This is a genomic window from Alkalicoccobacillus murimartini, assembly GCF_030813245.1.
GTDB lineage: Bacteria > Bacillota > Bacilli > Bacillales > Bacillaceae_D > Alkalicoccobacillus > Alkalicoccobacillus murimartini.
On record NZ_JAUSUA010000003.1, the window covers coordinates 100,456 to 120,629 of the forward strand.

General features: G+C 37.3%; 23 protein-coding genes, 1 riboswitch and 1 other annotated feature. Of the genes, 17 read left to right on the forward strand and 6 right to left on the reverse strand.

Annotated features, from left to right (window positions below):
- Positions 1 to 41 precede the first annotated feature (41 nt).
- Positions 42 to 1,043: an NADP-dependent oxidoreductase gene (locus tag J2S05_RS11365; RefSeq protein WP_306982873.1), complete on the forward strand. Its 1,002-nt coding sequence runs from the start codon at positions 42 to 44 to the stop codon at positions 1,041 to 1,043.
- Positions 1,044 to 1,070: 27 nt separating this feature from the next.
- Positions 1,071 to 1,913 (forward strand): alpha/beta fold hydrolase, encoded by an 843-nt coding sequence (locus tag J2S05_RS11370; RefSeq protein ID WP_306982875.1) that lies wholly within the window; start codon positions 1,071 to 1,073, stop codon positions 1,911 to 1,913.
- 97 nt (positions 1,914 to 2,010) lie between these two features.
- Here J2S05_RS11370 and zwf read toward each other — a convergent pair whose 3' ends face one another.
- Positions 2,011 to 3,450: a glucose-6-phosphate dehydrogenase gene (gene zwf, locus J2S05_RS11375; RefSeq protein WP_306982877.1), complete on the reverse strand. Its 1,440-nt coding sequence runs from the start codon at positions 3,448 to 3,450 to the stop codon at positions 2,011 to 2,013.
- A 195-nt stretch (positions 3,451 to 3,645) separates the two neighbouring features.
- Positions 3,646 to 3,987 (reverse strand): winged helix-turn-helix transcriptional regulator, encoded by a 342-nt coding sequence (locus tag J2S05_RS11380; RefSeq protein ID WP_306982878.1) that lies wholly within the window; start codon positions 3,985 to 3,987, stop codon positions 3,646 to 3,648.
- 178 nt (positions 3,988 to 4,165) lie between these two features.
- Between J2S05_RS11380 and hxlA the strand changes: the two genes are divergently transcribed.
- Both hxlA and hxlB read left to right on the forward strand, forming a co-directional pair.
- Positions 4,166 to 4,798, forward strand: coding sequence for a 3-hexulose-6-phosphate synthase (gene hxlA / locus J2S05_RS11385; protein ID WP_306982879.1), 633 nt, complete (start codon positions 4,166 to 4,168; stop codon positions 4,796 to 4,798).
- Between the two features lie 3 nt (positions 4,799 to 4,801).
- The gene (gene hxlB / locus J2S05_RS11390) at positions 4,802 to 5,359 is read left to right on the forward strand and encodes a 6-phospho-3-hexuloisomerase (RefSeq protein WP_306982881.1); all 558 of its coding nucleotides are present in this window, start codon (positions 4,802 to 4,804) and stop codon (positions 5,357 to 5,359) included.
- A 64-nt stretch (positions 5,360 to 5,423) separates the two neighbouring features.
- Here the strand turns inward: hxlB and J2S05_RS11395 are convergent, their stop codons facing one another.
- Positions 5,424 to 5,702 (reverse strand): hypothetical protein, encoded by a 279-nt coding sequence (locus tag J2S05_RS11395; protein WP_306982882.1) that lies wholly within the window; start codon positions 5,700 to 5,702, stop codon positions 5,424 to 5,426.
- 243 nt (positions 5,703 to 5,945) lie between these two features.
- Between J2S05_RS11395 and J2S05_RS11400 the strand changes: the two genes are divergently transcribed.
- Positions 5,946 to 7,034: a response regulator aspartate phosphatase gene (locus J2S05_RS11400; protein WP_306982884.1), complete on the forward strand. Its 1,089-nt coding sequence runs from the start codon at positions 5,946 to 5,948 to the stop codon at positions 7,032 to 7,034.
- A 156-nt stretch (positions 7,035 to 7,190) separates the two neighbouring features.
- Here the strand turns inward: J2S05_RS11400 and J2S05_RS11405 are convergent, their stop codons facing one another.
- A complete protein-coding gene (locus J2S05_RS11405; RefSeq protein ID WP_306982885.1) occupies positions 7,191 to 7,982 on the reverse strand; it encodes a helix-turn-helix domain-containing protein in 792 nt (263 codons plus the stop codon).
- 153 nt (positions 7,983 to 8,135) lie between these two features.
- Here J2S05_RS11405 and J2S05_RS11410 point away from each other — a divergent pair, with 153 nt between their 5' ends.
- The 9 genes from J2S05_RS11410 to J2S05_RS11450 all read left to right on the forward strand — a co-directional run bounded on the left by J2S05_RS11410 (position 8,136) and on the right by J2S05_RS11450 (position 16,135).
- On the forward strand, positions 8,136 to 8,945 hold the full coding sequence (locus tag J2S05_RS11410; RefSeq protein ID WP_306982886.1) for a phytanoyl-CoA dioxygenase family protein: 810 nt from the start codon (positions 8,136 to 8,138) through the stop codon (positions 8,943 to 8,945).
- On the forward strand, positions 8,911 to 9,801 hold the full coding sequence (locus tag J2S05_RS11415; protein ID WP_306982888.1) for a sugar phosphate isomerase/epimerase family protein: 891 nt from the start codon (positions 8,911 to 8,913) through the stop codon (positions 9,799 to 9,801). Before J2S05_RS11410 ends, J2S05_RS11415 begins: the two co-directional genes overlap by 35 nt.
- A gap of 851 nt (positions 9,802 to 10,652) precedes the next feature.
- Positions 10,653 to 11,102 (forward strand): GNAT family N-acetyltransferase, encoded by a 450-nt coding sequence (locus J2S05_RS11420; protein ID WP_306982889.1) that lies wholly within the window; start codon positions 10,653 to 10,655, stop codon positions 11,100 to 11,102.
- 112 nt (positions 11,103 to 11,214) lie between these two features.
- The gene (locus J2S05_RS11425; protein WP_306982891.1) at positions 11,215 to 11,622 is read left to right on the forward strand and encodes a GNAT family N-acetyltransferase; all 408 of its coding nucleotides are present in this window, start codon (positions 11,215 to 11,217) and stop codon (positions 11,620 to 11,622) included.
- Between the two features lie 134 nt (positions 11,623 to 11,756).
- Complete coding sequence (locus J2S05_RS11430; RefSeq protein WP_306982892.1) at positions 11,757 to 11,921, forward strand: hypothetical protein; 165 nt, start codon at positions 11,757 to 11,759, stop codon at positions 11,919 to 11,921.
- A gap of 114 nt (positions 11,922 to 12,035) precedes the next feature.
- Positions 12,036 to 12,136: riboswitch (TPP riboswitch) on the forward strand.
- 105 nt (positions 12,137 to 12,241) lie between these two features.
- Entirely contained in the window at positions 12,242 to 12,994 is a 753-nt protein-coding gene (locus tag J2S05_RS11435; protein WP_306982894.1) for a 3-oxoacyl-ACP reductase, read from the forward strand.
- A 15-nt stretch (positions 12,995 to 13,009) separates the two neighbouring features.
- Positions 13,010 to 14,323: an LLM class flavin-dependent oxidoreductase gene (locus tag J2S05_RS11440; protein WP_306982896.1), complete on the forward strand. Its 1,314-nt coding sequence runs from the start codon at positions 13,010 to 13,012 to the stop codon at positions 14,321 to 14,323.
- A 235-nt stretch (positions 14,324 to 14,558) separates the two neighbouring features.
- Positions 14,559 to 15,299, forward strand: coding sequence for a class I SAM-dependent methyltransferase (locus tag J2S05_RS11445; RefSeq protein ID WP_306982898.1), 741 nt, complete (start codon positions 14,559 to 14,561; stop codon positions 15,297 to 15,299).
- An 80-nt stretch (positions 15,300 to 15,379) separates the two neighbouring features.
- A complete protein-coding gene (locus J2S05_RS11450; RefSeq protein WP_306982900.1) occupies positions 15,380 to 16,135 on the forward strand; it encodes a class I SAM-dependent methyltransferase in 756 nt (251 codons plus the stop codon).
- Positions 16,136 to 16,216: 81 nt separating this feature from the next.
- Here J2S05_RS11450 and J2S05_RS11455 read toward each other — a convergent pair whose 3' ends face one another.
- Complete coding sequence (locus tag J2S05_RS11455) at positions 16,217 to 16,648, reverse strand: PH domain-containing protein (RefSeq protein WP_306982902.1); 432 nt, start codon at positions 16,646 to 16,648, stop codon at positions 16,217 to 16,219.
- A 165-nt stretch (positions 16,649 to 16,813) separates the two neighbouring features.
- Here J2S05_RS11455 and J2S05_RS11460 point away from each other — a divergent pair, with 165 nt between their 5' ends.
- Positions 16,814 to 17,392 (forward strand): YIP1 family protein, encoded by a 579-nt coding sequence (locus tag J2S05_RS11460; RefSeq protein WP_306982904.1) that lies wholly within the window; start codon positions 16,814 to 16,816, stop codon positions 17,390 to 17,392.
- 185 nt (positions 17,393 to 17,577) lie between these two features.
- On the opposite strand, the gene J2S05_RS11465 is transcribed toward J2S05_RS11460, so the two are convergent.
- Positions 17,578 to 17,934 carry a DUF2200 domain-containing protein gene (locus J2S05_RS11465; RefSeq protein WP_306982906.1) on the reverse strand — a complete coding sequence of 119 codons (357 nt, stop codon included), beginning with the start codon at positions 17,932 to 17,934 and terminating at the stop codon, positions 17,578 to 17,580.
- 133 nt (positions 17,935 to 18,067) lie between these two features.
- Between J2S05_RS11465 and J2S05_RS11470 the strand changes: the two genes are divergently transcribed.
- Entirely contained in the window at positions 18,068 to 18,484 is a 417-nt protein-coding gene (locus tag J2S05_RS11470; protein WP_306982907.1) for a hypothetical protein, read from the forward strand.
- Positions 18,485 to 18,538: 54 nt separating this feature from the next.
- Positions 18,539 to 18,799: a binding site (T-box leader), on the forward strand.
- Positions 18,800 to 18,866: 67 nt separating this feature from the next.
- Positions 18,867 to 20,084, forward strand: a complete 1,218-nt coding sequence (locus J2S05_RS11475; RefSeq protein WP_306982909.1) for an MFS transporter — start codon at positions 18,867 to 18,869, stop codon at positions 20,082 to 20,084.
- The last annotated feature ends 90 nt before the right edge of the window (positions 20,085 to 20,174 follow it).

Genomic DNA, 20,174 nt, shown 5'->3' on the forward strand with positions numbered 1-20,174 from the left:
AACGATGTCGGTGTTTTATTTAGAAGGAGGAGAGTTAGAATATGAAAGCAGCTCAAATACAAAAATATTCGAAAAATATTGAAGCGCAGGTTGTTGATATTCCTATACCAAGTATTAAAGATAATGAAGTACTGGTTAAGGTAAAAGTTGCTGCAATAAATCCACTTGAACTATTGAATATTACAGGGAGTGTTAAATTAATACAAGATTACGAAATGCCTCTTGTATTAGGAAATGAACTAACTGGAATTATCGAAAAAGTGGGTAATCATGATTGTGGTTTTAAAGTTGGAGATCCTATTTATACAAGACTCCCTATTGAAAAAATTGGAGCATTTGCAGAGTATGTTGCAGTTGATGCTAAATCTATTTGGCATTTGCCCCAAAATTTAGATTTTGTTACTGGAGCAGGTGCACCATTAACTGGATTGACGGCATACCAAGGTTTAATTGAAGAGTTAGAAGCAAAGAAAGGACAAACAGTATTTATTCCAGGAGGCTCAGGAAGTTTTGGCCAGATGGCTGTTCCTATAGCTAAAGCAATGGGATTAAAGGTTATTGTTTCTGGTAGTCCTTCGGCTAAAGAGAGAACGTTGAATGCGGGTGCAGATCAATATATTGATTACAAAAAGGAAAAGTATTGGGAAGAACTAGATGAAGTTGATTTTATAATTGACACGTTAGGTGCGGATGAATTTGAACGCGAGTTATCCATTATCAAGCCAGGTGGTCGGTTATTAAGTCTTCGTACTGCACCAAATAAAAAGTTTGCCATAGACAAAGGTCTTCCTAAATGGAAGCAATTTATCTTTGGTTTAGTTGGCGGGAAGTTTGATAAGAAAGCCAAGAAAAAAGGTGTTCAATATCGATTCATATTCGTAAGAGCCGACGGTAAACAATTGAAGGAAATCACGAAAATCATTGAGGATAATAATATAGTTCCAGCCATTGATCCTACCAACTTTACAATTGACGATATTAATGAAGCACTAAAATTAGTGGCTAATGGTCATACAAAAGGAAAAGTAGTAATTAAATTTTAAAGAAGGTAAAGAGGGGTAGAAGTAGTAATGACTATTCATTATTCTTATATTGACGCACCTAACTTATTTATCCAAGATCAGCATGGTAAACGGTTTGCTTATAGAGAATTAGGAGAAAAAAAAGGAACTCCAATTATCTTATTGACTCATCTTTCAGCGAATCTTGATAATTGGGATCCTAGGATTATCGATGGTCTTGCAAAAAGTCATTGGGTCATCGCATTTGATAACGTTGGGGTGGGACTTTCAGATGGTAAAGTACCAAACAACATTCCTCAAATGGCAAATGATGCAATCGCATTTATAAAATTATTAGGATTCTCAAAAATAGATTTGATAGGTCTATCCATGGGTGGAATGATTGCTCAAGAACTAATTGTAAAGGAATCAAGTATCGTTCGAAAACTGGTATTAGTTGGTACGGGACCTCGAGGAGGAAAAGGGATCTCCAATGTCACAAATATTACTAACCTTGATTTTGTCCGTTCCATCTTTACTTTTAGAGACATAAAGACCTATCTTTTTTTCCAAAACACAAAGAATGGTAAGAATAAGGCTAAAGAATTTCTCATTCAAATAAAAAAGAGAAAAAACCATCGAGATAAATCAATTAGTTTGAGGGCGTATAGAAGTCAATTAGAAGCAATTAATAAATGGGGCAAAGACAAGCCTGAGGATCTATCCAAGATTGTTCAGCCAACACTAATAATAAATGGAGATCATGACCGCATGGTTCCAACGGAGAATTCTCATGACTTGGCAAATAGAATACCAGGTAGTAAGTTGAAAATATTTGAACATGCAGGACACGGTTCCTTATTTCAATATCCAAAAGAGTTTGTTGAAATAGTAATAAAGTTTTTGAGTTAATGCTGATAGCAGAATTTTACTTTTTAAAGCCAATTGTGAACCCAGGATATCGCTTGTTAGGGGTTCACAATGGCTTTTTCTAATGTTTTAATGCAAATTACCACCATTGAAATCCATATTTATTAACGAATTGATTTGCTGCTTCTGGACCAGTTGAACCTGCTTGATACAGGCGGAGTGGGACCTGATTGTTCTCAAAGTCTTTAATGATGGGTTCAATAAGCTGCCAAGCTAGTTCCACCTCGTCCCAATGGGTAAAGTAAGAAGGATCTCCTTTTATCGCATCTGCAAGTAAGTATTCGTATGCTTCTGGAATTTCCCTGTGGCTAGCTGAAAAATTGATTTTAATCGGTTCTAACTCTCCAGTTAAGGGATGTTTGCTATTCAACTTAAGGGAAACTCCGTCATCCGGGTTGATATGAATAATTAACAAATTTGGCTCAGCATCTTTCGTATTTTCGCTACTACTCAATGAGTTTTTGAACTCGACTACAATTTTGGTTTCTTTTTTATTAAGACGTTTTCCAGTACGAATAAAGAAGGGTACCCCTTGCCATAAGGGTATTTGAATAGAAAGACGAGCTGCAATAAATGTATCGGTGGTTGAAAATGGATCAACTCCGATTTCTTCTCTATATCCTTTTATGACGGAGTCTTCATATACAGCCAAGGGTGAGTATTGACCACGGACAACATCCATTTGGGTGTCTATTTGAATCGACTTCATCAAATGTATTTTTTCCTTTCTTAGTGTTTCGGCTTGGCCTCTCTCAGACATCCGTACAGCTGTCATCATGACTAATTGCAGCATATGATTTTGAACCATATCCCGAATAGCGCCTGTTTGCTCATAGTAAGCAGCTCTCGAGCCTACTCCAACTGTTTCATTTGCTGTAATTTGTACATTAGAAATCATATCTTTACTCCAAATGGATTGCAAAATAGGATTGGCGGAGATGAGTGTTTCCAGATTTTGAACCATAGGTTTACCTAGATAATGATCAATCCTGAAGATTTCCTCTTCACTAAATGCCTGCTGAACGACGTTATTAAGCTTGCGAGCAGATTGGAGGTCGTGCCCAAAAGGCTTTTCAATAATGACTCTCTTCCATCCGGTTGTTTCGCCTAACCGACTCTTTTTGATGTTTGTTGTAATGACATCAAATAATTCAGGAGCTACTGATAAGTAAAAAATTCGATTCTCTTGAATGTTTTTTTCAGATTCTACTCTTTCTACGTGAGTGAATAACGCTTGATAACTTCCTTCTTTGTAAAGATCTAAACGGATATAAGAGAGCTGTTGAACAAACGCTATTTTCTGAAGCTTATCATCTGTCGAGTGTCTTGAGAATTCATACAGTGAGTCAATAACAATCGCTTGAAACTCTTCGTTTGAGAGCGACTCTTTTCCAACGCCAACCACAGAAAAAGACGCTGGAAGCTTCTTGTCCATATAGAGATTAAAGAGCGCAGGAAATATTTTTCGCTTTGCCAAATCTCCAGTGGCTCCAAATAATATAAATGACATGGATTCCATCAAAAACGCATCCTTTATCGTAAAAACTAGTTTTAACTCGCTTGTGCTCACATAGTATAGTTCTTATGTTCAAAACGTGTAAGTACGCACTTTTTTTGCAGATAGTGTGTATTTATTCACTATGTGTGTTAGAAGGAACGACAAAAAAGCAGCTCTCCATAAGTAAGAAGAACAGCTCCAATCGATTATTTAAAATCAATCTTTTTCTAAAACATTCTCAATGTAATCTTTTCCCCACTCATACATTGCATCTAAAATGGGCAATAGGTTGTGTCCATGTTCTGTAAGCGAATATTCAACCTTAGGAGGAACAACAGGGTATACCTCACGATGCAGAATCTGATGATCTTCCAATTCGCGTAACTGGTTCACTAACATACGTTGTGTAATTCCAGGCATAAGGGCCTTTAATTCACCAAAGCGTTTTGTTCCTTGTTTACCTAAATGCCAGAGGATGAGCATTTTCCACTTTCCTCCGATCACAGATAACGTAAGCTCCTTCTCACAGTTAAACGTTCGTTCTCCTAAATTTGGCATGCTTTACACTCCTTATATTCATCCACAGTATACTTTTTTACACTATATGTGTTAAATGTGCGTACTATTAATTTGACGATGTACTTAGTATAGTTGTCTCCAGGCAGATTAGTAAATAGTGAAATTTTAGAGATACTATGAAGGCTGTCAAAAACATTTTCTAAAGGGGATCAATAAAATGAAATTGCAATTAGCGTTAGACCTTGTAAATATACCGGAAGCCATTGAGCTTGTATCAGAAGTTCAAGACTCCATCGACGTAGTTGAAATCGGAACGCCAATCATTAACAGCTGGGGACACGCTGCTGTTCGAGAAATGAAAAAGGCTTATCCACACCTTACTGTATTAGCAGACGTGAAAATCATGGATGCTGCTGGCTATGAAGTTCAACAAGCTTCAGCTGCTGGTGCTGATATTGTAACGATTCTTGGTGCAGCAGAAGACAGCTCAATCCGTGGCGCTGTTGAAGCAGCAAAAAAAGAAGGAAAAGAAATTCTAGTTGATATGATTGCCGTGAAGGATATTGAAACACGTGCAAAAGAACTAGATCAGCTTGGTGCAGATTATATCTGCGTTCACACTGGATATGATCTTCAAGCAGAAGGCAAAGATTCTTTTGAAGATCTACGTAAAATCAAAGCTGTTGTTAAAAATGCAAAAACAGCGATCGCTGGTGGTATCAAGCTAGAGACTCTTCCGGAAGTCATCAAAGCACAACCAGATCTTGTGATTGTTGGTGGCGGCATTACAACAAAAGAAGATAAAAAAACAGCTGCACAAGAAATCAAAGCACTTATCAACAAAGGGTAATGTATGAACACGACTCATTATCTTAAGACCATTATTCAAGAGCTGCAAGGGACTGTGCAGGCCATCTCGGAGACTGAGGCTGACCAGCTAGTAGAAGAAATTCTCAAAGCGAAGAAAGTCTTTGTCGTAGGGGCAGGCCGCTCCGGGTTCATGGGTAAATCCTTTGTTATGCGTATGATGCACATGGGTATTGATGCTTATGCAGTCGGAGAGACGGTGACAGCAAATCTTGAAGAAGGAGACCTATTGATCGTTGGGACAGGCTCTGGAGAAACCAAGAGCTTAGTTCCAATCGTTGAAAAAGCGAAGATCTTAGGAGGCACAATTGCCGCAGTAACGCTTTCTCCAGATTCAACGATCGGGGAGCTTGCAGATTTAACGGTAATTTTACCCGGAGCACCAAAAGACCGAGAAGAAGGCGAATATGAGACCATTCAACCAATGGGCTCACTTTTTGAACAAACCTCACTTCTTTTCTATGATGCAGTGATCCTTCGCTTTATGGAGAAACGAGAGCTGAACTCAAAGCAAATGTATGGCAAACACGCGAATCTTGAATAGAAGAAAATAAACACCTTCCAATCCCTGTATCATCCGGGGTGGAAGGTGTTTTTTATGCATTGAGTTATTTTTTCCGAAGTGAAACGACGATAGCTACAACAGCTGCTAATACAGTCATAAACCATGTGTAAAAATAAGCTAAACCAAGCCCTATGTTGGCATCTAAATAATCTTGTGTGTAGTCATCGTATAGCATATAAATAAGCGGCCCTGCAGAGATCACTAGAAAAACAAAGAACCATATCTTACCCTGTTGTGTTGCCCTATTTAACTGTATAAATAGAAATCCATAAACAATAATAAACAAGAGAATGGTCAGTAACATAATCATCTCAGTACTCATTGTACACCCCTCAAAGTTTAGCTTACTTACGATACCTTATTCCCTGTACAGAGAATTCCAAGCATAACGCTTTAACATAGTAGCAAAGAGACTGGGACATAACCCTATGAATGAAACGTGCAGCGATAGCTATCCTCGGACTATAATTAGGGTTTTATGATAAATAAAGTAGTTAGTAAATTAAAAATGTGTATATATTTGTTAATTGCTATCCGATATAATTAGTATGAAGGAGGGTTTGCTATGAAGGCGTTAATTCCTGCTGAAGAAGTCGGAGTGATCTGCGTTAAATGGTACAGTTGTATTGTGGCACAAGATTATGACGAAGCGGATGCTTTGAGATTAGAAGCGACAGAGTCTATTCAGAACATGTTTCCGGATGATAAAGTAATCGCTTATTATTCACTTATTGAGTACCGTCACAAATTGATGAAAGAAGGGGCAACAAGTCAATTAGATGAATCAAAGCTTAAAAATATCAAAAACTTAGATCCGATCCTTACGTTTTATTATTATTTTATGTCAGGTCTAGGGGGGTTCTATAAAGCTCATTATAAGGATGCTATTAGGCTCTATAATAAGGCAGAGTCATTATTAGAACATGTGGCAGATCCTTTTGAACAAGCTGAGTTTTATCAACGAATTGGTGAAGGCTATTATCGTATTTATCAATATACCTTTGCCGTATCATACATCGAGCGCGCATTAGACATCTTTAAGCAAGATGCTATTTATATAGAAAAAGAATTAGATAATCGTCATTTACTAGCAGCGATAACGTCTGAAAGAAACCAAGAGCGTGAAGCAGAAGATCAATACTTAGAACTAATAGGAGTGGCCAAAGATTACTCATCACCTCTATCCTTGATCTATCAAAGTTTTGCTTTTCACTATCTTAGGAAAAATGACCAAAATCAAGCAAAAAAGTATATAATAAAAGCGTTAGAATCAATCGAACATTCATCTACGATTAATGGGATGAAAAGTAAAGGAGAGCTTGCTTTCATTCATCTACGTATGGGTGAAATAGATCAAGGTCTTCCATTACTAGAAGAGGTTGAAGCTAAAGCGGATAAAGTAGAAGATATTGAATATCAGTTACGTTGTTTGATTAATCGTCACCTGTACATTGATTTTGATAAGTCTAGAGTTGACGAAGGAATAAGGCAGTTGGAAGAGGCAGAATTATATTTTGATGCGATTGAAGTTTGTCAGGATGTTTCAAGATTCTTTGAAGAACGAGATCATCATATTGAGGCTTTACACTACCTGAAACACGCTCTTTACTTAAAAGGATTTCAATTTACTATTGGAGGTGAGGGTACAGAATGAGAAAATTATCATGGATTCTAGCGATTGCTATTATCATTAGTGTTTCTGGTCCTATTGCAACAACCGGAGGATCTAAAGTTGTATCAACTCAAGGACAAGCTAATACTGGTAGATAACAATGCTGAACTCCATTACTGGGGTTCTTTTTTCTTTGTCTCATTCGTTTGTCATCCGGACTGTCTGAATGAACTCTCGGGGTGACATGCCAATATACTTATTAAATTGACGTGTGAAATGGTTATAGTTTTGGAAGCCAACATTAAAAGCAACCTCAGATGCCGTTAAGTTTGTATGGGTAAGAAGGTACGTTGCTTGTTTGATTCTCATTCGGTTAAGAGTAGCTACAATAGACTCACCAGTATTTTCTTTAAAAACGTGTTGTAATCGGGAAGGAGATAGACCTATGCTATTTCCTAACTCTGTGATTTGGATGTTCTCATTCATGCGTGTTGCAAGGATATAAAGTACTTCTTCAACACGGGGGTCCAGCTTGCTATTTTCCTGTTTGGAATACAATAAAATAATTTCACGTAACGAACTCAAACATAATTCGTGCCATAGATGACCTTGTTCACGAAAATCAGAGAGGATTCGTTTAAACGCATCAAAGATACGATCCCTTAACACCTGTTGTTCAAAATGGTGTGTGATTAGACCATCCTGTGGTAAAACGTTCGTATCAGCAAAGCTATTGCTAAAATGTATCCAAACAAACTCCCAATTCTTTTGTTTAGCTGTTCCGTATACATGCGGAACTCTTGGTCTTAGTAATGACAAATCACCAACCCTTAAGTTTTTAATTTGTCCCCCTGCTTCCATATATCCTTCCCCGGCTAAAGTAAAGGTCATTAACCAATCATCCATTCCTTCTAACCGTGTAGTAGAATAGCTATCATTTTCATTGAAATGACCTGCGATTATCATAAAGTTCTTGGGAGCGTTATTCATATCTAATTACCTTCTTTACATTCTTTGATGTAGTAAGTATAACTAAAAACAGCATAATTGTATGCGTTTTCAGCAGGATCGATCATTCTTTTCTAATGGATATAGAGATTACAATGGAATTAGCTTATAACAAAAAAAGGAGGAAAGATACGTATGACTAGTAAAAATATAATCCTAACGAGTGAAGATATAAAACAATTTGAAACAGAAGGATTTGTTATTGTTAAAGGCTTATTTTCTGAAGAGGACTTAGTTGAGATCGATCAAACATTTGAGGAAATCAGTAATCAGATAATACCTGGTTATTTTACGCCAGATTTAAACCCAGAAAATACGGATCCGTTAAAAAGATATCCTAGAGTGATGCACCCGCATAGATTTAACGAAACTGCCAAACGATTTATGCTTCATAAACCAGTGTTAAATGTGTTATCTGAACTATTTAATGAAGAAGCATTGGCTGCACAAAGTATGTTCTACTACAAACCACCTGGTGCACGTGGGCAAGCGCTTCATCAAGATAATTTTTATCTAAAGGTAGAACCAGGTAACTGTATTGCGGCCTGGACTGCAATGGATCAAACAGATCAGGAAAACGGCGGACTATTAGTTGTACCGAAGACAAGTAATTATGAGCTTGTATGCCCTGAATCCTCCGATTCCAAGGAGTCATTTACGACTCACTATGTAAAACCACCTAAGGATAGAAAGCCTATTCCGGCAATTATGGACAGAGGAGATGTACTTTTCTTCAACGGAAATTTGATTCACGGATCGTACCGTAATAAAACAAAAAATCGTTTCCGCCGCTCCTTTATCTGTCATTACGCTAACAGTTCAGCTACATCCATTGGATCTCCTTATCGACCGCTGTTTCGTGCGGATGGTTCAGAAGTAGATATGGACGCAAATCCAGATGGAGGACCATGTGGAATTGAATATGACTCACCGTACATCCACTAAGCGCCTTGAAGTCATCATGTCTTGGTGGGGAATGACAGGATTGCAAATGTGTGAGGAGTTAGGAACTGAAGACAAAGTCCGTCTGATAGCGGAAGCGGGTTACGATGGAATTAATGGATTTCTCCCAAAGGAAAAAGAAGCTGAGAATTGGCACCGTTTATTAGAAAAATATAACTTAACATTCAGTGTGAATGCTTATCCTAAATCAGCTCAAGAGTTGGAGATATTTTTAGAGGATGCAAAAGCATTTGGTAAAGTAGACTTTGTTAATGTGCAGGTAATGAGGCCATTCCTTACAGGAAAGAAAGCCATACACCTATTATCTGATTTAGAAAAAGTATCTCAATCTGTAGGGATTCCTGCATACATTGAGACACATCGTGGAACGATTACACAAGATTTAATCCGAACAGTAGAGTATGTTCAAAGCCTTCAGGATCCTAAGCTAACTATCGATCTCTCACATTATATTCTTGCAGGTGAAATGCTTACTATTCAAGATGAGGCTGAACAAATGATACAGACCCTACTCTCGAAAACTAAAAGTATTCACGCTAGAGTTTCAAATGGACAGCAAATTCAAGTTGCTATACCAGAACCAAGAAAGATTGATCTTCATCAGATGAACTGTCCATTATTAGATCAGTTTCAAGATTGGTGGTTAATGGGTATGCGAAACTGGATGGAGAGTGCGAGTGATAAGGAGGATATGTTTCCATTCATATGTGAACTAGGACCCCCTCCATATGCTATGACATTGTCAAATGCTAAAAAGAGCAATATTGAGACAAGTGACAGGTGGTCACAAGGTTTGTTGTTTGCAGAGATCGCTCGATCGCTATGGAAGCAAGTCTAAAAACATTCACGAATCTCTCATATATCCCATTTATCAATTTTGATAAATGGGATATATGTACGCAATTAATTCTAATCTAATAGTTTTCTTCTGCTTATGATTATGAAAATGATGGAAGCTAAGATACCAATACATGATAATATCATCAAAAAAGGATATGGAAAGAACAGATTTGAAAAAGCATACCTAAAATGATCGATGGCAGTTAACCCCTCTTCAATTCGTAGAGGTCTTCCATCTGAGCCAAGTCTCCGCTGCGTTACAATACTTCCTACGTACCATGTAAGGAAAGCAGAAAAGATAAACAACATGAATGATAGTCCTAAAGTTATAGATGCCAGATAGAATCTCATTTCAACTGTCCTCCTCCTTATCCTATTTATGCTGGTTGGGCTATATCCCATCTTGGTATATAACTGAAATGCTCGTTTATTGTGCCTGGAAGCATGTAGCCCAATAACCATCGATCTATTCAGACTTAGGTAATAGAGAAGTGGGATTTTACTATTGAGATATGAAGAAAAGACCAGCAGATAGACCTTATGCTGGTCTTGTTTATGGTAAATTAAGGTGAGTCGTTCAATATGTACTCATTCATACATAGCTATAACGTAAATAATATTATTCAATCCTAAAACCCTTTGACCAATAAACTAAACAAAGTCTAATATTCATAGTTAAATAATTAAGTTTATCTTAACGAGTTTAACACGGCACTACAAGCATAATATTAACATTCGGAAGATGTAATTCAGTAGAATTAACGTTTTGAAAACATCAAAGTTTGTAATAAAAGGAGTTGGATAATTCTATCGTCTAAAAGACAATATTCTTTAAGGAGAGGTTTTAACATGATTGTCAGAAAATTTCAAAATGAAGATCGTTTGAGTATATTAGAGTTATCCAAAAGGTTTAATAATATTGATTATTTAGCTTTTAGAGATGAACATATAATGTGTGAAAAGCAAGAGGGTCTAGCAATTCAAGCCATTACAAACAATAAGGAAAATGTATACATAGCGGAATGTAATGGAGCCATGTTAGGTTATATAGAACTTGCTATTCAAGAGGATTATTTTACAAATAGAAAGCAAGCATATGTTTCAGCAATAGCTGTTTCCGAAAAAGGTGAAGGAAAAGGAATAGGGAAAGAATTAATGAAACAAGCGGAAGAATGGGCTGCTGATCAGGGTTTGACTGAAATAATCTTAGATGTATTCCTAAATAATAAGAGGGCTGTAAGTGTGTATGAACACTTAGGATATCAAAAAGAAATAGTGAAAATGGTTAAAATATTATAAGTTTACTTTTGATAACGGATTATCCAACTGGCTAATAATGCGAGGAAGAAAAAAACGATCGTACAGTCAAAGTGATGAATTTAATGTCTAGTTTTTTACGAGGGAGGATCACATGCCATTTAATGTTGAAATCAATCTACAGTTAACTCCCGAAGAAGTGCCAGAGTTAAGAGCAAATGTTGGCTGGAGTAGAAGAGATAAAGATTATCCAACTTTATTTGAGCGCTGTAACTTTTGGGCAGGTGTGAAAGATCACAACGACAAATTGATTGCTTTTGGTTATGTTTGTGGCATGGGATTAGAGCATGGCTATATGGAAGATATCATCGTTCATCCTGATTACCAGGGACGAGGTATTGGAGTTCAATTGGTTAAAGAATTGCTAAAGGAAGCTGAGAGATTTGGCTTAGAAATCATAACGGTTTCTTTTGATGGAGACAGATCAAACTTCTATGAAAGATGCGGATTCTCGGTTGGAGCAGGAGGAGTCTGCCAACTAAGAAATGCAACACATACATAACGGTATTCTACATTGAAGTCTTAAAAGACGTAGTCAGTAACTGGAAGAGAATTAAGAGGATCGATAGAGCTTGGATGGAATAAGACAATGGAATAACAAATAGTATATCTAAAGAAAAGGGGGCGGTTCTCTCAATGGATAATCAATATGTTATGGGATGGGGAACACTTGCATTAATAAATGCAGGGTTAGCACAAGGTAAAAATAGAACAGGACTTAATTGGTTTTTGCTTTCTTTAGTTTTGGGACCTGTGGCGACATTCATTTTGTTATTTGTGGAGAAGAGAAGTAATGACTAATAAAAAATCCAAATAGACTTTACGTAGCTATCAATCTACTATATAGTAAAATCAAGATATAATATAACCTAAAAAATACCAACGATTCAAAGGTAAATTAACAATTTTATATGTTTAATGCACTAGGGGTGTTATTTAACTGAGATGAGTACAAACTCAAACCCTTTGAACCTGAACTAGTTAGAACTAGCGTAGGAAAGTGTGAGCACAAATACATATTTGAAGTGGATTCATTTACTATGTATTTACTTGTTTGCGCAACATTCCTACGGGAGTGTTGCGCATTTTTATTTTCCAATAAAATGATAGGAGTGGTTATGATGACGAGAACGGTATTAGTTACAGGCGGTAGTAGAGGATTAGGTTCAACGATTGTAAAAACATTGGCTCACCAAGGGTTTAATGTAGTCATTAATTATAATAAAAGTAAAGATGCCGCAGAAAAGCTTGTGTCTGAGATTGGTGAAGACAACGCGATTGCGATTCAAGCGGATGTAACAAAACGTAATGAAGTAGATCAATTGATAAAAGAAGCTACAGCATATTTTGGTCAAATAGATGTGGTCGTTAACAATGCATTAGTAGACTTTAAATTTGATCCAAGCAAACAGAAGTCATTTACAGAACTGACGTGGGACGATTATCAAAAGCAAGTGGATGGTACCTTGAAGGCTGCCTTTAATATCGTTCAAAGTGTCGTACCTCAATTTATTGAAAGACAAAATGGAATGATTATAAGCATAGGTACCAATCTATTTCAGAATCCTGTTGTACCCTACCATGAATATACAACAGCTAAAGCTGGGCTAATCGGTTTTATGCGTAATATCGCTTCTGAACTAGGTGTACATGGAATAAAAGCCAATGTCGTTTCAGGTGGATTATTAAAAACCACTGATGCCAGTGCTGTTACGACACCAGAGGTTTTTGATTTAATTGCTCAGTCAACGCCATTAAAGAAAGTCACTGAACCTCAAGATGTAGCCAATATGGTCGCTTATTTATCATCGGAACATGCAACGGGTATTACGGGTCAGAATTTCACGGTAGATGGCGGATTAACGATGAATTAATTGAGGTGTAAACACATGACAAAAACCAAAGAAAAACAAGTGCACATAGGGGTTTTACTATATGGTTGTGGCCATCATCAAGCATCCTGGTTAATGCCCAATTCAAGCGTTGAACGGATAGGGGACATCTCTTATTATCAATCTTTAGCTCAATTATCGGAGAAGGGTTACTTTGATGCGGTGTTCTTCGCAGATAATCATTCATTTCAAGGGAACGATTCTAGCGAAATGCCAGCATTTTGGTTTGATCCGATTGTGAATCTAACCGCTATTTCTCAAGTCACAAGTCACATAGGATTAGTATCAACCATCTCAAGTACCTTTGCTAATCCTTTTACAGCGTCACGCCAATTATTAAGCTTAGATCACTTAACAAAAGGACGCGTAGGGTGGAATCTCGTGACATCGATGAGGGATGTAGAGGCATTAAATCATAGCATGAATGAACTCCCTTCACACGATGAACGCTATGAAAAGGCAGACGAATTTGCAGCTCTTATGAATAAACTATTTCTTTCATGGGAACCTGAGGAGTTTGTACATAATCGAGAAGAGGGAACATTAATAAATCCTTCAAACATCAAGCCTTTTCATCACATTGGTGCACATTTTAATGTACAAGGTCCGTCTACTACGCCAAGAAGCCCACAAGGTAGACCTGTGTCAATGCAAGCAGGCGCATCTAAACAAGGTATTGCATTAGCCGCTAAATATGCCGATGCAGTCTATTCAGTGTCATGGAATCTAAAGCAAGCAAAAACCTTTCGCAAAAAATTAGATGAGCAGGTTAAACAAAGTCAGAACAGTCATAGACACATTAAAGTATTACCGGGATTAGTCACATATGTTGGCCGCACGTACGAGGAAGCGCTTGAAAAGAAAGCAGAATTAGATGAGCAATTACCTATTGAGACGGGGTTAAAACAATTGAGCTTTTTTACACAGCAAGACTGCTCTCATTGGGAACTGGATAAAGCAGTGCCCCCATTACCCCCAGTAGAAGAATTTACAGGTCCCGTTGGTCGTTACGAAACCATACTCGAAATGATAAATGATACACAACCAACCGTAAGAGAATTAATAGGATATCTGAGTGCAGGCGGTGGACATCACACACTGATAGGAACCCCTGAGCAAATAGTCGATCAGATGCAAGTCTGGCTCGAAACGGGTGTCGCTGATGGATTTAATTTAATGCCTCCTACATTACCAGGTAGTTTAGATGACTTCGTTGAACTTATTGTTCCTGAAATGCAGAGGAGGGGGATTTATAGGGAAGAATATGAAGGTCAGAGTTTTCGTGAGCATTTGGGGTTGGAAATAAATTAGTTATTAAAAAGATAGTAAGGTAGTAAAGGAATTACACATTTTAAAGATGAAATTATTGAAACAAAGTATCTTTTCTGGCTTATCATGATCTGATAAAAATGAATGACGAATGTGTTTGTTTTGGCAACTAAAAACTCAATACTTATATAATAATTCAAAATCCTGTATATGCAGGATTTTTTCTTTCAATATTGAAGGGTTTAAAAGACATATATCCTGAAAGGTGGCTTTTTCCGTGTATGAATTAGATTTCTACAATAAAGTCGGAAAAATAAATGGCTGGGATTTTAGTCATTTACAGGTTAGTACAGAAGGAGTTAAGTGGAATTTTTATGAAGAAGTTAAGAAGAGGAGTCTACAGTCTGATGTCCTTTTGGATCTTGGTACTGGCGGTGGGGAGAACTTACTAAGACTAGCTCCTGCATTTTTATTTTTAGTTGGAATTGATTTCTCGAGTGGAATGATTGAAAAAGCAAACAAGAATCTTGGTGAATCTGACCACTTGAATATACGCTTCTCTCAGATGAATAACGATGATTTACAATTTCCTCATCAATTCTTTGATAGAATTTCCAGCTGTCATGCCCCGTTTCATTCAATGGAAGTGGCTAAAGTGCTAAGAGATGGGGGAACCTTCATGACACAACAAGTAAGTGAAGCTGATAAGTTAAACATCAAGCTAGCTTTTGGAAGAGGTCAAGCTTATGAAGAAAAGGATGGATCGTTAAAGGAACGCTATGTTAAGGAACTAGAAGAAGCAGGATTCTCGTCTGTTCAATCCTATGAGTATGATTCAATAGAATATTATAAACGACCAGAAGACTTGCTATTCTTACTTAAACATACTCCGATCATCCCTGAATTTGCAGAAGACGATAGTGACATAGACATATTCAATCAATTTATTAAAGAGAATATGACGGAGAAAGGGATTAGAACAAATTCTAAAAGATTCTTATTGGTAGCTAATAAGTAAATAGTTATTCAAATCTTTAAAATGTAAAAGGACAGTTCTATGATAACAGAGCTAAAGAAATAGGGAGGGGCAAGAATCACATGTCTGAAACAAATCTAGAGAAATATCAAAATCCTGAAAAATATGATGAGCTGTATGAGCATTACCAAGATGATTATCTGTACATAATGGAATACGCGCGTCACATTAATCGACCTATCATCGATCTTGCTTGTGGAACAGGCAGAGTAACCATCCCACTGTCTAAAAAGGGATTAACCATGATAGGCGTAGATTTGCACGCGGGTATGTTAGATAGAGCTAAGCAAAAGGCTACTCAAGAGCAACTTGATATCCGATTTGAACAGCAGGATTGCAGCAATCTTGATTTGGGAGTTCAATCTCCGTTGATCTTCATGACGGGTAATTCATTTCAGCATTTTCTCACGAACGAAAGTCAGGATGCGTTATTTGAATCTGTGAAAAAGCACCTGGCATCTGGGGGGGGATTTATCTTTGATACAAGAAATCCTATATTGGCTGAATTATCAGCGGGGGATGTTTCAGAAGAGCGTTATCTGAATTCGAATAATCAAACGGTAATTGAAAAACATACAGAAGAGTACGATCATCATTCTCAGATTTTACATTGTACGACTGAAACAATAATTCAAGAGCGAGAACAGAGTATTCAACAATCAACCGAGTCGATTGCTCTTCGCTATACATATCCATTGGAACTCAAACGATTACTGGCAACGCATGGCTTTGAATGGATAAACATACATGGGTCCTGGAAGAAAACTGTTTTTGAAGAAAGCAGTCCTCAAATGATTGTTCATTGTAAAATTGGATAATTATTTATATAGCTTTAAAGACAAATAAGTAATTTACCCTAGTATACCTCAGCTATGTAGCGTGGATTACTTTATCAGTATTTAATTACGAGTAAATTTTATATGATTATGTTTTTCTTGTAATATACGTACAAATTCCTCGATATTTTCTGGAGCGATGATGAACGTCTTATATGGCTTATATTGTATGATATAGCTTTCTAACGAGAGGGCTGTACTTGAGACTAAGGGCATAGTGTTTCGTTCAATTGTTTCTATTTTCTCAATACTAATTGAACGACTAAAAGGTCCTTGTTTGACGACTAACGTATTCTCTGAAATCCAATAGGAAGTACCGAACCAACACCATAAAAAGTATATGCCAAATGGTATGAGCAAACCCGTTATTACAAAAATAGAGACAAGGTCAGCGTCAAAAATAAAAGGAAATGAAGCACCGAAACCAATTAAAAATAAACCTACTGGTAGCAGAATAAGACCATATAGTAAATCTTTTTTCGGTTTGAATATCATACAATAACACCCTTTTTTTATATGGTTTATCTTTATTATATAGAAAATTTTGGGTGGATGAGAGTTTATTTTAGAATAGTACGCTATTTTAGTTTTACGCATGGATTAAACTGGTTATGGGTATATGTGGAATAAGTCACTCGTAATGCTGAGAGGGGAACATAGATGATGACCAGTTGGGTACGAGTTTGGATTCAGCCAGGGGAGGTTACAAGGGAAAAGATTGAGGGAAAGAGAAATGAAACATTGTCTTTTTTACTTGTTGCCGTTTTTGGAGCCATTTTTTCATTTTTACTGATTGACCAAATAAATCGAGATTTTGATGTGTCGTTTAATCTGTGGATAGCCAGCACAATTGGACTTATAGTCTCTCCCATTTTATTTACCTTGAGCGCTTGGTTCGTAGCGGTAATTGGTAGATGGATGGGTGGAGAAGGGCTTGCCTCTGATGTCAGAATAGCTCTATTATGGGGGCAAATCCTGCCCTCAGTAGCAATTTGGGGTATACGACTTGTAGAATTTCTTATAAATGGGGAGGCTTCTGTCGTTCCTTCATCACGTGATCAATCTCTAGCTAATATGGTTGTGGCTGGATTATCGATATGGATTTGGGTTCTTTCTTTACAAGCAGTTGCCGAAGCGCATCGTTTCTCAGCCTGGAAATCATTATTAATCTACATCATATTCATTCTTTTTCTTTTCTTATTCCAAAGGTTGATGGATTTTATACAGTGGTTGATTTAAGGATTAGGAATTCTTTGAATCAACTTAATGTTTTTATTACATTGAGCTTACAGAAGAGCTAGACATGTAGGGAGCACATTTACTCGGAAGAGATATCTGTAAAAAGAAGCACTTCTCATAAACTTACAGTTGAATAAGGAAGAGTAAAAACACCAATTCTCATTAAAGAATCGGTGTTCTTTTAATTATTTTTCTTTCCGCAAAATCTTCTCCATCTTTTTTCCTTTTGCCAATTCATCGATCAACTTATCTAAATAACGAATTTCACGCATCGTTGTTTCTTCAATATCCTCTACCCGTACACCACAGACCACGCCTTTGATCAAGCTTCGAGATGGATTCATGTTCGTTGCTTCTGCAAAAAACGTCTCAAAATCGGTTTTATTTTTTATCACGACTTCTAACTCTTCCTGGCTATAGCCGGTTAACCAACGGATGATTTCATCGACTTCTTCTTTGCTGCGGCCTTTCTTCTCTGCTTTCGTAACGTAATGAGGATAGACACTTGCGAAGCTTGTTGTATAAATTCTATGTTTGTTCATGAGATACCCTCACTTATCTAATTTTTCTTTAGTGTAGCATGAAAATTAATGGACAACACCTTACGCAGTAGTGAATTAACCTGGTTTGAAGTTTTTTCAAGTAAGGTATATCCATAAAAAGGGGATGTTCTGAATGAAAAGTTTACTATATCTTATATCCTGTACTATTTTTCTTATGGCATGTGGTAATCCTGGTTATGAACCAAGATACTTTTCAGGAGAGTCTGAGCATTTTCAAGGAGAAATCGAGCTAGAATTAAAACCAACAACTGAAGCAACTTTTGAAACAGCGCATGTGGAGCTCACATATAGTGGAGAGGGAGAGTACAAGGGTTCCATAAGAATAGAAACCATTGAGGGCTATGGTATTCCAAGCACAAGTAGCGGAGCATCTCCTAATGAAGAGGGTGTCTACATGAAAGAATACGGGAATTATGGGGTAGAAGGTGCGTACGAAAATGGAGGGAACTTTGGAATAGAAATTCACTGGAGAGATGGGGGAGAGGAACATTCAGAAAGTATCTATTTTGAGGAAATGGATGATAGTTGAAAATTTCTATTTACAAACAACCAACAACAGCGTAGTATAAATAAAAATTCCATATAAAAGGCAATGAAGAGAAGAGTAGGCATATAAGCGGTCTACAGAGACCTCCGGGAGCTGAGAAGGAGGGGTTAGGGAATATGCTGAAACAAGTCTCGGAGCTGTGTATCGGATTGATGAGGTTGATCATGATGGTGCAACGGGTTCTCCCGTTATAGAGATAGAGTATCGCAGGTTATGACCATGCCGTACTTGATGAGGCTTCTTTAGTGATACAAGAAGCAAAATGGGGTGGCACCGCGACGGATACTCGCCCCCAAAACAATTTGTTTTGGGGGTGAGTTTTTTTTATTTGATTTACACATTCAAATAAAAGGGTGGCGTGTCTATGTATAGATGGAAATATCCATTATTGCTTTTAGGTGGGATTGGCGTCTCTAATATTGGTGGATGGGTGTATTTAATTGCTCTGAATCTTATTGTGATTAAAGAAACGGGTTCGGCGCTTGCTGTTTCAATGCTTTATATATTAGGACCGCTTGCAGCGATTTGTACGAATGCATGGGCTGGGAGTTTTATTGATCGAATGAATTCACGCAAGCTGATGATTGGAATAGATGTCTTCAGAGCTATATGTATTGCCTTGATTCCATTTATGCCTTCACTTGTGTATGTATATGTATTGGCCTTTATCATCAATTTGGGTTCGGCCATTTTTGAACCGACTGCAATGGTTTATATGACAAAGTTGATCCCTGAGAAGGATCGGCAACGGTTTAATGCATTGCGTGGATTTATCGATTCAGCTGGTACACTTTTAGGTCCTATGATTGCAGGTCTTTTATTCTGGATGGGCACGCCGTATACAGCGATTCATGTAAATGCGGTAGCTCTTATCCTATCTTCACTTGTTATTCTACTCTTACCAAATGTGGATTCATTAAAAAGTAACGAGATAGAAGAACGGATTACCTGGAGAATGATCAAAGATGATTTTCGTGTAGTCCTCAGGTTCAGTCGAAAGTCCACTTATGTGGTGAAGGTCTATCTTTTATTTTGTGGAACAGTTGTTTTTATGACCGCAATTGATTCAATAGAAGCTGTCTTTGCAAAGGATGTTTTATTCATGTCTGATACGAATTACGGCTTTCTATTAAGTATTTTTGGAGGGGGAATTATCCTAGGTACCATCATTAATTCTGTCTTTTCAAAACAACTGGCTTTAAATTTTCTAATGGGCTTTGGTACGGTATTTTGTGCAATAGGTTATCTCATTTATTATAGCTCAATAAATTATTATAGCGCTGCGATAGGTATGTTCATCATGGGCTTTGCCTGCATATTTGCAAATACGGGTTTTCTGACATTCTACCAAAATCAAGTGCCTGTTAAGATGATGGGCCGATTTAGCAGTATATTTGACATCATAGAATCTGCACTCATTATCGTTTTTGTCATTTTGGTGGGTGGAGCGGCAGAACTCACAGCTATTCGTCCAGTTGGATTAATAGGATCTGGAGGTTTTCTACTACTCGGAATTGTACTATACGTTGTTGTTATGAGGAGAGGGCGGAGGCGTTATTTTAGTAGTGAAAGCTCTGTATAAAGAAGTACCCGAGAAGATAGTAAGTCTTCTTGGGTCTTTCATTACACGTCGGATTTCTTCCTATAGTTACTTCTAACGATATAACACTAT

What these genes read in the sequence shown, in the direction of transcription:
- J2S05_RS11400 (WP_306982884.1), top strand. Translation starts at nt 5,946, where the DNA reads ATGAAGGCGTTAATTCCTGCTGAAGAAGTCGGAGTGATCTGCGTTAAA.
- J2S05_RS11410 (WP_306982886.1), top strand. Translation starts at nt 8,136, where the DNA reads ATGACTAGTAAAAATATAATCCTAACGAGTGAAGATATAAAACAATTT.
- J2S05_RS11450 (WP_306982900.1), top strand. Translation starts at nt 15,380, where the DNA reads ATGTCTGAAACAAATCTAGAGAAATATCAAAATCCTGAAAAATATGAT.
- J2S05_RS11455 (WP_306982902.1), bottom strand. Translation starts at nt 16,648, where the DNA reads ATGATATTCAAACCGAAAAAAGATTTACTATATGGTCTTATTCTGCTA.
- J2S05_RS11460 (WP_306982904.1), top strand. Translation starts at nt 16,814, where the DNA reads ATGATGACCAGTTGGGTACGAGTTTGGATTCAGCCAGGGGAGGTTACA.
- J2S05_RS11420 (WP_306982889.1), top strand. Translation starts at nt 10,653, where the DNA reads ATGATTGTCAGAAAATTTCAAAATGAAGATCGTTTGAGTATATTAGAG.
- zwf (WP_306982877.1), bottom strand. Translation starts at nt 3,450, where the DNA reads ATGGAATCCATGTCATTTATATTATTTGGAGCCACTGGAGATTTGGCA.
- J2S05_RS11430 (WP_306982892.1), top strand. Translation starts at nt 11,757, where the DNA reads ATGGATAATCAATATGTTATGGGATGGGGAACACTTGCATTAATAAAT.
- J2S05_RS11405 (WP_306982885.1), bottom strand. Translation starts at nt 7,982, where the DNA reads ATGAATAACGCTCCCAAGAACTTTATGATAATCGCAGGTCATTTCAAT.
- J2S05_RS11475 (WP_306982909.1), top strand. Translation starts at nt 18,867, where the DNA reads ATGTATAGATGGAAATATCCATTATTGCTTTTAGGTGGGATTGGCGTC.
- J2S05_RS11470 (WP_306982907.1), top strand. Translation starts at nt 18,068, where the DNA reads ATGAAAAGTTTACTATATCTTATATCCTGTACTATTTTTCTTATGGCA.
- J2S05_RS11435 (WP_306982894.1), top strand. Translation starts at nt 12,242, where the DNA reads ATGACGAGAACGGTATTAGTTACAGGCGGTAGTAGAGGATTAGGTTCA.
- J2S05_RS11465 (WP_306982906.1), bottom strand. Translation starts at nt 17,934, where the DNA reads ATGAACAAACATAGAATTTATACAACAAGCTTCGCAAGTGTCTATCCT.
- J2S05_RS11440 (WP_306982896.1), top strand. Translation starts at nt 13,010, where the DNA reads ATGACAAAAACCAAAGAAAAACAAGTGCACATAGGGGTTTTACTATAT.
- J2S05_RS11380 (WP_306982878.1), bottom strand. Translation starts at nt 3,987, where the DNA reads ATGCCAAATTTAGGAGAACGAACGTTTAACTGTGAGAAGGAGCTTACG.
- J2S05_RS11365 (WP_306982873.1), top strand. Translation starts at nt 42, where the DNA reads ATGAAAGCAGCTCAAATACAAAAATATTCGAAAAATATTGAAGCGCAG.
- J2S05_RS11370 (WP_306982875.1), top strand. Translation starts at nt 1,071, where the DNA reads ATGACTATTCATTATTCTTATATTGACGCACCTAACTTATTTATCCAA.
- hxlB (WP_306982881.1), top strand. Translation starts at nt 4,802, where the DNA reads ATGAACACGACTCATTATCTTAAGACCATTATTCAAGAGCTGCAAGGG.
- J2S05_RS11425 (WP_306982891.1), top strand. Translation starts at nt 11,215, where the DNA reads ATGCCATTTAATGTTGAAATCAATCTACAGTTAACTCCCGAAGAAGTG.
- hxlA (WP_306982879.1), top strand. Translation starts at nt 4,166, where the DNA reads ATGAAATTGCAATTAGCGTTAGACCTTGTAAATATACCGGAAGCCATT.
- J2S05_RS11395 (WP_306982882.1), bottom strand. Translation starts at nt 5,702, where the DNA reads ATGAGTACTGAGATGATTATGTTACTGACCATTCTCTTGTTTATTATT.